This is a genomic window from Paraburkholderia lebeckiae (genome assembly GCF_014201005.1).
In the GTDB taxonomy this organism is placed as follows: Bacteria; Pseudomonadota; Gammaproteobacteria; order Burkholderiales; family Burkholderiaceae; genus Paraburkholderia; species Paraburkholderia tuberum.
The window spans coordinates 32,260-44,585 of the sequence record NZ_JACHDK010000019.1; the positions used below are offsets into that span (position 1 = coordinate 32,260).

The following is a 12,326-nucleotide window of genomic DNA, read 5'->3' on the forward strand; positions in this document are numbered from 1 at the left end:
CAAGAGGGCATCCACATGGACATGGGAATCGCAGGACGTAGCGCGCTGGTTTGCGCGGCGAGCAAAGGTCTGGGACGCGGCTGCGCGGAAGCGCTCGCCGCCGAGGGCGTCAACCTGACGATCGTCGCGCGCACCGCCGAACCGCTCGAAGCGACCGCCGAGGCGATCCGCAAGCAGAGCGGCGTCGAGGTGAAGACCGTCGCATGCGACATCACCACGCCTGAAGGGCGCGCGGCCGCGCTCGCGGCCTGCCCGCAGCCGGACATTCTCGTCAACAACGCGGGCGGGCCGCCGCCGGGCGATTTCCGCAACTTCACGCACGAGGACTGGATCCGCGCGCTCGAAGCCAACATGCTCACGCCGATCGAGCTGATCCGTCAGACCATCGACACGATGAGCGCGCGCGGCTTCGGGCGCATCGTCAACATCACGAGCTCGGCGGTGAAGGCGCCAATCGACGTGCTCGGCCTGTCGAACGGCGCGCGCTCCGGCCTGACCGGTTTCGTCGCGGGGCTCGCGCGCAAGGTCGCGCCGACCGGCGTGACGATCAACAACCTGCTGCCGGGCCTGTTCGACACCGACCGTATCGCGGTCACGTTCGAGGCGCAGGCGAAGACGCACAACATTTCGATCGACGAAGCGCGCAAGCAGCGTATGAAGACGATCCCCGCCGGCCGTTTCGGCAATCGCGAAGAATTCGGCCGCGCCTGCGCGTTCCTGTGCAGCACGCACGCGGGTTACATCACCGGGCAGAACTGGTTGATCGACGGCGGCGCCTATCCTGGTACGTACTGAGCAGGCGCGTACCGAGCCGCCGGGCGCGAACGACACCCGTCACATCACAACAACGATAGTCACAACGGTTTGAGGAGTCTTACGTCATGAGCACCCGCATCGCGCTGATCGCGCACGATCACAAGAAGGACGACATCGTCAAACTGGCCGGCGAATACGTCGACACGCTCGCGCGCTGCGAGATCGTCGCAACCGGCACGACCGGCGGACGCATCAGCGACGCGCACGGCCTCACGGTCGAGCGCATGCTGTCGGGCCCGCACGGCGGCGACCTGCAGATCGGCGCGCAACTCGCCGAAGGGCGCGTCGACATGGTGATTTTCCTGCGCGACCCGATGACGCCGCAGCCGCACGAGCCGGACATCAACGCGCTAGTGCGCGCATGCGACGTGCACAACATTCCGTGCGCGACGAACATTTCGACCGCCCGCATGGTGCTCGACGTGCTGACGCTGCGCCTGTCCGGCGAGGCGTGAGCGCGCGCGTCGCCGCATCCACATCCATACAGATGAAGGAGACATGATGAGCAAGGCGATCCGATTCGACAAAACCGGCGGCCCCGAAGTCATGAAATGGGTCGACGTCGAGGTGGGCGAGCCCGGCGCGGGCGAGATCCGCATTCGCCAGACGGCGGTCGGCCTCAATTACATCGACGTGTATTTCCGCACCGGTCTGTATCCGCTGCCGCTGCCGGGCGGGCTCGGCATGGAAGCGGCCGGCGAGGTCAGTGCGGTGGGCTCGGGCGTGACCGGTCTGAAGGTCGGCGATCGTGTGGCGTATGTCGCGCGGCCGCCCGGCGCGTATGCGCAGGAGCGCGTGCTGCAGGCCGCGCAGGTCGTCAAGCTGCCCGATGCGATCAGCGACGAGCAGGCCGCGTCGGTGATGCTGCAAGGCTTGACTGCGCAATATCTGCTGCGCCGCACGTATCGCGTAAAGGCCGGTGACACGATCCTCATTCAGGCCGCAGCGGGCGGCGTCGGCCTGCTCGTGTGCCAGTGGGCGAAGGCGCTCGGCGCGACGGTGATCGGCACGGTCGGTTCCGACGAGAAAGCCGAGATCGCGAAAGCGCACGGCTGCGATCACGCGATCGTCTATACGCGCGAGAACTTCACGAAGCGCGTACGCGAGATCACCAACGGCGCGGGCGTGCCGGTCGTCTACGATTCGATCGGCAAGGACACCTTCGAGAAGTCGCTCGACTGTCTCGCGCCGCTCGGCCTGTTCGTGAGCTTCGGCAACGCGTCGGGTCCGCTGCCGCCGATCGACTCGTCGGAATTCGCGGGACGCGGCTCGCTGTTCTTTACACGACCGACGCTCTTCACCTATATGGCGAAACGCAGCGACTACGAGGCGATGTCGGCCGAGCTGTTCGACGTGCTGAGCTCGGGGAAGGTCAAGACGAGCATCAATCAGCGCTATGCGCTGCCGGACGTCGGGCAGGCACATGCGGACCTCGAAGGGCGCCGCACGACGGGGTCGACGATCCTGCTGCCGTAAAGAAGTGGCAGCGCGGCCTCGGGCTGCGCTACACGTCATCCATCAGGGCCGTTTCATCGCGAGATGAAACGGCCTTGTCCGTTTACGCGTTTTTTACGCGCACCCCGCGATCTTTGACCAGCCCTTTAGGCCGATCGGCATACCGTTCTATCCATCCAAAGTCCGTGAATGGAGAACGAGATGGATGTGCTGTATGTCGGGGGCCTGGCGCTGTTTGCCGTGCTGACCTTTGGGCTGATTGGCGGCTGCGAGAAGCTGATGCAGTTGCGCCGCGGACAAGGAGCGCGCTGATGACCTGGATGCTGTGGCTGGCTGGCGCGTCCACCGCGCTGCTGTTCGTATATCTCGTGTATGCGCTGCTGCGCGCGGAGGACATTGAATGAACACGAACGATGTCCTGCAGGCGAGTCTTTTTATCGTCGTGCTACTGGCCGCGGCGGTGCCGATGGCGAGCTATCTCGGCGCCGTGATGGACGGCAGTTCGCGCGTGGTGCGCTTCGGCGCGCCGCTCGAACGGCTGCTTTACCGCATCGCGGGCGTCGATCCAGCGGCGGAAATGGGCTGGAGGCACTACGCGGTCGCCACGCTCGCGTTCAACGTGCTCGGTGCGGCGTTCCTGTACGTGCTGCTGCGCGTGCAAGGGTGGCTGCCCGGCAATCCGCAGCAGTTCGGCGCGATGTCGGTCGACAGCGCGTTCAACACCGCGGTCAGCTTCGTGACCAACACCAACTGGCAGGACTACACGCCCGAGCAGACCGTCGGCTATCTGACGCAGATGCTCGGCCTGACCGTGCAGAACTTCCTGTCGGCGGCGACCGGCATCGTCGTCGTGTTCGCGTTGATGCGCGGCTTCGCGCGTCATACCGCGCAGACGATCGGCAACTTCTGGGTCGACATCACGCGCGTGACGATGTACGTCCTGCTGCCGATGGCGGCGATCATCGCCGCACTGCTGATGAGTCAGGGCGTGATCCAGAACTTCAAGGCATATCAGGAGGTGCCGACGCTGCAGACCACCACCTACGCCGCGCCGAAGCTCGACGCGCAAGGCAATCCGGTGAAGGACGCGAAGGGCGATCCGGTGACGCTCGACACGCCCGTGAAGACGCAGACCATCGCGATGGGCCCGGTCGCGTCGCAGGAAGCGATCAAGATGCTCGGCACCAACGGCGGCGGCTTCTTCAACGGCAACTCCGCGCATCCGTACGAAAACCCGACGCCGTTCTCGAACTTCGTGCAGATCTTGTCGATCCTGATCATCCCGGCGGCGCTCGCGCTCGTGTTCGGCCGCGTGATCGGCGACCGGCGGCAGGGCGTCGCGGTGCTCGCGGCGATGACGATCGCGTTCGGCGTTTGCGTGTTCGGCGAGATCAGCGCCGAGCAGAGCGGCAATCCCGCGTTCACGGCGCTCAACGTCGATCAGTCGGCGAACGCGCTGCAGGCGGGCGGCAATGCGGAGGGCAAGGAAACGCGCTTCGGCATCGCACAGTCGGGCATCTTCACGGTCGCGACGACGGCGGCTTCGTGCGGCGCGGTCGCCAACACGCACGATTCGTTGACGCCGCTCGGCGGCCTGTATCCGATGCTGCTGATCCAGCTCGGCGAAGTGATCTTCGGCGGTGTCGGTTCCGGCATGTACGGGATGCTCGTGTTCGCGCTGCTCGCGGTGTTCGTCGCGGGACTGATGATCGGGCGTACTCCTGAATATGTCGGCAAGAAGATCGAGGCCTACGAGATGAAGATGGTGTCGATCGTCGTGCTGCTCACGCCGCTGCTCGTGCTGGTGGGCACCTCGATCGCGGTGCTCAGCGAGGCGGGCAAGGCCGGCATCGCAAACCCCGGCGCACACGGCTTCTCCGAGATCCTCTATGCGTTCAGCTCGGCGGCGAACAACAACGGTAGCGCGTTCGCGGGTCTCACGGTGAACACGCCGTTCTACAACTGGCTCACCGCGATTGCGATGTGGTTCGGCCGCTTCGGCACGATCGTGCCGGTGCTCGCGATCGCCGGTTCGCTCGCCGCGAAGAAGCGCATCGCCGTCACCGCCGGCACGCTGCCGACGCACGGAGCGCTGTTCGTCGTGCTGCTGCTCGGCACGGTGCTGCTGGTCGGTGCGCTGACCTACGTCCCGGCACTCGCGCTCGGTCCCGGCGTCGAGCATCTGATGATGATCGGCGTGCAGTGACCCACGGCAGCGAGCCAACGACCGAACAGGCGCTTGCACGCCGCAAGCCTGCAAGCGCCCACGGACATTCGAGGATTCAATGACTGAACATAACGCTACCCGGTCCATGTTCGACCCGGCGCTGCTGCGCCCGGCGATCGTGGACTCCTTTAAAAAGCTGACGCCGCGCACGCAGTTTCGCAACCCGGTGATGTTCTGCGTGTACGTCGGCAGCATTCTGACGACCATTCTGTGGATCGCCGCGCTCGGCGGTCAGGCCGAGGCGCCCGAAGGCTTCATCCTCGCGGTCACGCTGTGGCTGTGGTTCACGGTGCTGTTCGCGAATTTCGCGGAGGCGCTCGCCGAAGGCCGCTCGAAAGCGCAGGCCGCGTCGCTGCGCAGTGCGAAGAAAGACGTGATGGCGAAGAAGCTCAACGAGCCGCATCCGAAGTCGCCGATCCGCATCACGACCGCGACCGATCTGCGCCGTGGCGACGTCGTGCTGGTCGAGACCGGCGACGTGATCCCGGCCGACGGCGAAGTGATCGAGGGCGTCGCTTCGGTCGACGAATCGGCGATCACCGGTGAATCGGCGCCGGTGATCCGCGAGTCGGGCGGCGACTTTTCGTCGGTGACGGGCGGCACGCGGGTGCTGTCGGACTGGATCGTCGTGCGCGTCACGGCCAACCCGGGCGAGGCGTTCCTCGACCGCATGATCGCGATGGTCGAAGGCGCGAAGCGTCAGAAGACGCCGAACGAAATCGCGCTCACCATCCTGCTCGTCGCGCTGACCATCGTGATGCTGCTCGCCACCGCGACGCTGCTGCCGTTCTCGATGTTCTCCGTCGAAGCCGCGAAAGCGGGCCACGTGGTGACGATCACCGCGCTCGCCGCGCTGCTCGTGTGTCTGATCCCGACGACGATCGGCGGCCTGTTGTCGGCGATCGGCGTGGCCGGGATGAGCCGCATGATGCAGGCGAACGTGATCGCGACCTCGGGCCGTGCCGTCGAAGCGGCCGGCGACGTCGACGTGCTGCTGCTCGACAAGACCGGCACGATCACGCTCGGCAACCGCCAGGCGTCGCAGTTTCTGCCGGCGCCAGGTCTGACCGAAGAAGCGCTTGCCGATGCGGCGCAGTTGTCGTCGCTCGCCGACGAAACGCCGGAAGGCCGCAGCATCGTCGTGCTCGCGAAGCAGCGCTTCAATATCCGTCAGCGCGATATGGCCTCGCTGCATGCGGTGTTTCTCGCGTTCACGGCGCAGACCCGCATGAGCGGCGTCGATCTGTCTCCGCAAGGGACTCCGTACGGGACTCATGGCCGTGAAATCCGCAAGGGCGCGGCCGATGCGGTCAAGCACTATGTCGAAGCGAACGGCGGCCGCTTCCCGAACGAAGTCAGCAACGCGGTCGCCGATGTCGCGCGACGCGGCAGCACACCGCTGGTGGTCGCCGAGAAAGGCGAGCAGGGCGCGCGCGTGCTCGGCGTGATTGAGTTGAAGGACGTCGTGAAGGGCGGTATCAAGGAGCGCTTCGCCGAGCTGCGCAAGATGGGCATCAAGACCGTGATGGTGACGGGCGACAACCGCCTGACCGCCGCCGCGATCGCGGCCGAAGCGGGCGTCGACGACTTCCTTGCCGAGGCGACACCCGAAACGAAGCTCGCGACGATTCGCGCGCATCAGGCCGAAGGGCGTCTGGTCGCGATGACCGGCGACGGCACCAACGACGCGCCCGCGCTCGCGCAGGCCGACGTCGCGGTCGCGATGAACACCGGCACGCAGGCGGCGAAAGAGGCCGGCAATATGGTCGACCTCGATTCGAATCCGACCAAGCTGATCGAGATCGTCGAAATCGGCAAGCAGATGTTGATGACGCGCGGGTCGTTGACCACGTTCTCGATCGCCAACGACGTCGCCAAGTACTTCGCGATCATTCCGGCCGCGTTCGCGTCGACGTATCCGGCGTTGAACGCGCTGAACGTGATGCATCTGGCGACGCCGACCTCGGCAATCATGTCGGCGGTGATCTTCAACGCGCTGATCATCGTGCTGCTGATTCCGCTGGCGCTGAAGGGCGTGCGCTATCGCGCGCTAGGCGCTGCGATCCTGCTGCGCCGCAATCTGCTGATCTATGGCCTTGGCGGGATCATCGTGCCGTTCATCGGCATCAAGCTGATCGATATGGTGCTCGCCGCGTTCGGCTGGGTTTGAGCGCAGTGACCATGTGATGAAAAGGGAAAGAGACCCATCATGAAAAATCTGTTCCGTCCGCTGATCGTGATCTTCGCGGTGCTGACCGCGATCACTGGACTCGCATATCCCGCCGTGATGACCGCGTTCGGCCAGGCGGCTTTCCACGAACAGGCCAACGGTAGCCTCATCGAGCAGAACGGCAAGGTGGTCGGCTCACAGCTGATCGGCCAGCAGTTCGACGCGCCCCAATACTTCTGGGGCCGGCTGTCGGCGACGAGCCCGATGCCGTACAACCCGCAAAGCTCGGGCGGCTCGAACCTCGGGCCGAACAACCCCGCGCTGCTCGATGAGATCAAGGGCCGTCTCGCGGCGCTGAAGGCGGCGGGCACCGACATGTCGAAGCCGGTGCCGGTCGATCTGGTCACGTCGTCGGGCAGCGGGCTCGATCCGGAGATCAGTCCGGCCGCGGCCGCGTATCAGCTCGAGCGGGTCGCGCAGGCCCGTCACCTCGCGCCGAACGACGTGCAGGCACTCGTCGAGCGCTACACGACGGGGCGCCAGTTCGGCGTGCTCGGCGAGCCGCGCGTGAATGTGCTGAAGCTCAATCTCGCGCTCGATGAAATGAAGCGCGGCTGAGACTGAACGCATCGACGACGCACCAGCCGCGATTGTGGTTCATCGATGAAACAGCGGCGTCCGCGTGGCGCCGCGCCGCCATTTGCGGGCCGGCGCGGGCCGTGCCACCATGCAGACACCGCCACCCGGACGACTACGACAACCACTGAGCATGAACCGCCCCGATCCTGACGAACTGCTCGACAAGCTGCAGCGCGACGAAGAAAAACGCCAGCGCGGCCGGCTGAAGATTTTCTTCGGCGCGTCGGCCGGCGTCGGCAAGACCTATGCAATGCTGCAGGCCGCGAGCCGCCGCCAGGAAGAGGGTGTCGACGTGCTGGTCGGCATCGCCGAAACGCACGGGCGCAGCGAAACCGCCGCGTTGCTCGCGGGGCTCGACGTGCTGCCGCTCGCGCAGATCGAGTATCGCGGCCGCAAGCTCGGCGAGTTCGATCTCGACGCCGCGCTCGCGCGCAAGCCGCAACTGATCCTCGTCGACGAACTCGCGCATTCGAACGTGCAGGGAGCGCGTCATCTGAAGCGCTGGCAGGACGTCTACGAACTGCTCGACGCGGGCATCGACGTCTATACGACCGTCAACGTGCAGCACCTGGAGAGCCTGAACGACGTGGTCGGCCAGATCACTGGCATCCGGGTGTGGGAGACCGTGCCCGATCGCGTGTTCGATCATGCCGACGAAGTCACGCTCGTCGATCTGCCGGCCGAGGAACTGCTCGACCGCATGCGCGACGGCAAGGTCTACATGGCGCAGCAGGCCGAGCGCGCGGTGCGCAACTTCTTTCGCAAGGGCAACCTGATCGCGCTGCGCGAGCTCGCGCTGCGCCGCACCGCCGATCGCGTCGACGCGCAGATGCGCGAGTACCGCGCCGATCGTTCGATCCAGCGTATCTGGCAGGCGCGCGAGCGGCTGCTGGTGTGTGTTGGTCCCGGTCCGGAGGCGCCGGCGCTGGTGCGCTCGGCGGCGCGCCTCGCCGCGAGCCTGAAGGCCGACTGGCTCGCGGTCTATGTCGAAACGCCCGCGTTGCAGCGCCTGCCCGACGCGCGCCGCGAACGCACGCTGAACGCGCTGAAGCTCGCCGCCGAACTCGGCGCCGAAACCGCGACGCTCGCCGCCACCGATGCGCTCGACGCGTTGATCGGTTATGCGCAGGCGCGCAACGTATCGAAGCTGGTGGCGGGCGCATCGTCGCGCACGGGCGCGAGCCGCTGGCTGCGCCGGCCGGTTGGCGAGCGCATCGCCGAGAAGAGCGGCGATCTCGATCTCACGCTGATTCGTGTGTCGTCGGAGCGCGACGGCGGCGAGCAGCGGCGTCTGTTGAACACGACCGCGAACGCGTGGCGCGAGGCGTTGAGCGCGGCGCGCGAGCGCCGTTCGCCGCCGCGCGCGTACGCGTTCGCGCTTGCGATCGGCGCGGCGATCACGTTGCTGTCGAGCCAGTTGATCGACCGCATCGATCTGACCAACCTCGTGATGCTGTATCTGCTCGGCGTGATCTTCACCGCGGTGAAGCTCGGGCGCGGGCCCGGTGTCGTACTGTCGTTCGCGAGCGTCGCCGCGTTCGATTTCTTCTTCGTGCCGCCGCGCATGTCGTTGTCGGTCTCCGATACGCAGTACCTGCTGACGTTCTTCGGCATGCTGCTGACGTCGCTCGTGATCAGCCACCTGACTTCGAGCCTGCGCCGCGAGGCGCGTGTCGCGCGACGCCGCGAACAGCGCACCGGCGCGATGTACGAGATGGCGCGCGAGATGGCCGCGGCGCTGACCACCGAGCAGATCGTCGGGATCGGCAGCCGGCACGTGAGCGAGGTGTTCGGCGCGCGCGTCGCGATTCTGCTGCCCGACAGCGTCGATAAGGTCAAACAGAAGATCGAGGACCCCGACGCGGCGATCACGCTCGAAGGCGACGCGCTCGATCTCGACGTCGGCCAGTGGGTCTACGATCAGCAGAAGCCGGCCGGCCACGGCACCGATACGCTACCGGCCGCCGCGGCGCTGTATCTGCCGCTGAAGGCGCCGATGCGCACGCGCGGCGTGCTCGCGGCGGTCGTGCGTGACGAGCGCGAGCTGACCGTGCCCGAACAGCGCCGCATGCTCGATGCGTTCGCCGCGCAGATCGCGCTCGCGCTCGAACGCGTGCACTACGTCGATATCGCGCGCGATGCGCTCGTCAACATGGAGTCGGAGCGATTGCGCAATTCGCTGCTGTCGGCGATTTCGCACGATCTACGCACGCCGCTGACGACGATCGTCGGGTTTTCGTCGATGCTCGCGCAAGGGCGGCAGGCGGGACAGGGGCGGACAGAAGGCGAGGCGAATGCTTCTTTGCGGACCGACGCGCAATCCGCCGCGCGGCGCGACGACGAACTCGTCGACGCAATCCACGAAGAAGCGCTGCGCATGACCGGCATCGTCACGAATCTGCTCGACATGGCGCGTTTGCAGGCCGGCAGCCTGCAACTGAACCAGCAATGGACGCTGCTCGAGGAGACCGTCGGCGCCGCGCTGCGAGCGTGCAAGCGTGTGCTCGCGGATCATCCGGTGCAGGTTACGCTGCCCGCCGATCTGCCGCTGCTGCATCTCGACGCGGTGTTGATGGAGCGCTTGTTCTCGAACCTGTTCGAGAACGCGGCCAAATATACGGCGTCCGGCACGCCGCTCGCGATCGGCGCGCAGCAGATCGACGCCGACGGCACGCCGTTCGTGCGCATCACGATCGACGACAACGGCCCCGGCCTGCCCGCCGGCATGGAAGCGCGCGTGTTCGAGAAGTTCACGCGCGGCGAGAAGGAGTCGGCGAAACCAGGCATCGGCCTTGGGCTCGCGATCTGCCGCGCGATCGTCGAGGCGCACGGCGGTACAATCGGCGCGCTCAACCGGATGGCCACGGATGGCCACGTCGAAGGCGCGCGCTTCTGGTTCACGCTGCCGGTCAAGACGCCGCCCGACGCACCCGAGACGTTTGATACGCTCGAAGACGAAGGCGCAGCCACCGACACCGCCGCCGCCGACCTCAACCCGCTCACCCGACCCACCCATGAGTGACCTGAGCATCACCGTCGTTCTGATCGAAGACGAGAAGCAGATTCGCCGCTTCGTGCGCACGGCGCTCGAAGGCGAGGGCATCGCCGTGCACGACGCCGAGACCGGCAAGCAGGGGCTCGTCGAAGCAGCGACGCGCAAGCCCGATCTGGTGATCGTCGATCTGGGCCTGCCCGACACCGACGGCCTCGACGTGATCCGCGAGTTGCGCGGCTGGAGCGAGCTGCCGGTGATCGTGCTGTCGGCGCGTACCCAGGAAAGCGAAAAGGTCGCCGCGCTCGACGCCGGCGCCGACGATTACCTGACCAAGCCGTTCGGCGTGTCCGAGTTGCTTGCGCGGATCCGCGCGCATCTGCGGCGGCGCAATCACGGCGGCGCGAACGAATCACCGCAGGTGCGTTTCGGTGCGGTCACCGTCGACCTCGCGCTGCGCCAGGTTACGCGCGACGGCGCCGCGGTCCATCTGACGCCGATCGAATACCGGCTGCTCGCGACGCTCGTGCGCCATGCGGGCCGCGTGCTCACGCACCGGCAGTTGCTGCGCGACGTGTGGGGGCCGTCGCACGTCGAGAGTCACCACTATCTGCGCATCTACATGGCGCATCTGCGCGGCAAGCTGGAGCGCGATCCGGCGCAGCCGGAGCATATCGTCACGGAGACGGGCGTCGGGTACCGGCTGGTGGGCGCGGTGTGAATTCGTCCGCGATGCCGCTTCGTTATAATCTCCCGACGTAAGGACGACCTTGCGCCTGCATCAATCATCGGGGACGGCCCCATTTTTCATGGAGCTGTGTCGATGTCCTGGTTTCTTCTCCTGATTGCCGGTCTGCTCGAAGTCGCGTGGGCGGCCGGTCTCAAAACTTCCGAAGGTTTCACCCGCTTCTGGCCGTCCATCTTCACGGTCGTGACCGCGCTCGGCAGCTTCGTGCTGCTCGCGCTCGCGATGCGCCAGTTGCCGCTCGGCACAGCCTATGCTGTTTGGACCGGGATCGGCGCGGTCGGCGCGTTCATCTTCGGCGTCGTGATGATGGGCGAGGCGTTGACGGTCGCGCGCGTCGCCAGTGCGTTGCTGATCGTGATCGGCCTCGTCGGCCTGAAGCTGTCGTCGGGGCACTGACCGGGCGGCCGGCTCCGCTCGGGGCGCGGCCGCCATTGCCTGCAAGCCACAGCGAACGCTTCGCGGCTCTGCGTTCTGCGAATTATCGTAGCTATAATGAGACAGAAACGACCTTGAAATTGCCCGCGGCCTGGCTGGCGCGGCCGGCCTGGCGAGCCTGACGGCTTCGGCGCGGAACGCCCGCTCGTTCCCGCCGCGGCGCCTGGCACGCACTGAGCGCGTGGAGGCGGCCATGCTTGAATCACTTTCACTTGCAGCGGGCCTTTCATGGGGCAGCGGTCTGCGCCTCTATCTGACGGTCCTCCTGGCCGGCGTGTTCGAACGTCTTGGCCTGATTCACTTGCCGAACACGTTGTCCGCACTGTCATCGCCATGGGTGATCGGCGCGGCGGCCGTGCTGACGCTGGCCGAATTCCTCGCCGACAAGATCCCCGCGTTCGATTCGCTGTGGGATGCGATCCACACCTTCATCCGCATTCCGGCCGGCGCCGTGCTGGCCGCCGGCGCGCTCGGCCACGCCGATCCGACGCTGCTGAGCGTTGCCGCGCTCGCGGGCGGCACGCTCGCCGGCACCGCGCATCTCGCGAAGGCGGGCACGCGCGCGCTGATCAACCTGTCGCCGGAGCCGGTGTCGAACGTCGTCACGTCGACCGCCGAGGACGGCCTCGTGGTCGGCGGCGTACTGCTTGCGCTGTTCGTGCCGCTCGTGTTTCTGGTCTTGATGGTAGGCTTCCTGCTGCTCGCGGCGTGGGCATTGCCGCGATTGTGGCGTGGCGTGCAGGGCGGTTTTCGCGGCATGGCCACGCACATGGTGTCGCGATTTGCGAGGAGTAGGCACGATTGAGCGAAGCACTACCAGGATCCAAGGCGGGTTCAAGGACGC

At 66.4% G+C, this 12,326-nt stretch carries 12 protein-coding genes; all 12 read left to right on the top strand.

Annotated features, from left to right (window positions below):
• Positions 1-15: 15 nt before the first annotated feature.
• The 12 genes from HDG39_RS26915 (at position 16) to HDG39_RS26970 (ending at position 12,287) form a co-directional block, all read left to right on the top strand.
• Positions 16-795, top strand: coding sequence for an SDR family oxidoreductase (locus tag HDG39_RS26915; protein ID WP_184010136.1), 780 nt, complete (start codon positions 16-18; stop codon positions 793-795).
• Positions 796-881: 86 nt separating this feature from the next.
• Positions 882-1,271 (top strand): methylglyoxal synthase, encoded by a 390-nt coding sequence (locus HDG39_RS26920; RefSeq protein WP_013088898.1) that lies wholly within the window; start codon positions 882-884, stop codon positions 1,269-1,271.
• Positions 1,272-1,317: 46 nt separating this feature from the next.
• Complete coding sequence (locus tag HDG39_RS26925) at positions 1,318-2,292, top strand: quinone oxidoreductase family protein (RefSeq protein WP_184010138.1); 975 nt, start codon at positions 1,318-1,320, stop codon at positions 2,290-2,292.
• A 180-nt stretch (positions 2,293-2,472) separates the two neighbouring features.
• Positions 2,473-2,583, top strand: a complete 111-nt coding sequence (locus tag HDG39_RS26930; protein WP_018431541.1) for a hypothetical protein — start codon at positions 2,473-2,475, stop codon at positions 2,581-2,583.
• Complete coding sequence (gene kdpF / locus HDG39_RS26935; protein ID WP_013088901.1) at positions 2,583-2,675, top strand: K(+)-transporting ATPase subunit F; 93 nt, start codon at positions 2,583-2,585, stop codon at positions 2,673-2,675. The genes HDG39_RS26930 and kdpF overlap by 1 nt, the downstream gene beginning before the upstream one ends.
• On the top strand, positions 2,672-4,477 hold the full coding sequence (gene kdpA / locus HDG39_RS26940; RefSeq protein ID WP_184010140.1) for a potassium-transporting ATPase subunit KdpA: 1,806 nt from the start codon (positions 2,672-2,674) through the stop codon (positions 4,475-4,477). The genes kdpF and kdpA overlap by 4 nt, the downstream gene beginning before the upstream one ends.
• A gap of 79 nt (positions 4,478-4,556) precedes the next feature.
• Positions 4,557-6,668, top strand: a complete 2,112-nt coding sequence (gene kdpB / locus HDG39_RS26945) for a potassium-transporting ATPase subunit KdpB (protein ID WP_184010142.1) — start codon at positions 4,557-4,559, stop codon at positions 6,666-6,668.
• Between the two features lie 39 nt (positions 6,669-6,707).
• Positions 6,708-7,286, top strand: coding sequence for a potassium-transporting ATPase subunit KdpC (gene kdpC / locus HDG39_RS26950; RefSeq protein ID WP_090803729.1), 579 nt, complete (start codon positions 6,708-6,710; stop codon positions 7,284-7,286).
• 151 nt (positions 7,287-7,437) lie between these two features.
• A complete protein-coding gene (locus HDG39_RS26955) occupies positions 7,438-10,329 on the top strand; it encodes a DUF4118 domain-containing protein (RefSeq protein WP_184010144.1) in 2,892 nt (963 codons plus the stop codon).
• On the top strand, positions 10,322-11,020 hold the full coding sequence (gene kdpE, locus HDG39_RS26960; RefSeq protein WP_184010146.1) for a two-component system response regulator KdpE: 699 nt from the start codon (positions 10,322-10,324) through the stop codon (positions 11,018-11,020). The genes HDG39_RS26955 and kdpE overlap by 8 nt, the downstream gene beginning before the upstream one ends.
• Before the next feature lie 102 nt (positions 11,021-11,122).
• Complete coding sequence (gene sugE / locus HDG39_RS26965) at positions 11,123-11,443, top strand: quaternary ammonium compound efflux SMR transporter SugE (protein WP_184010148.1); 321 nt, start codon at positions 11,123-11,125, stop codon at positions 11,441-11,443.
• A 232-nt stretch (positions 11,444-11,675) separates the two neighbouring features.
• Complete coding sequence (locus HDG39_RS26970) at positions 11,676-12,287, top strand: DUF4126 domain-containing protein (RefSeq protein WP_090805650.1); 612 nt, start codon at positions 11,676-11,678, stop codon at positions 12,285-12,287.
• The last annotated feature ends 39 nt before the right edge of the window (positions 12,288-12,326 follow it).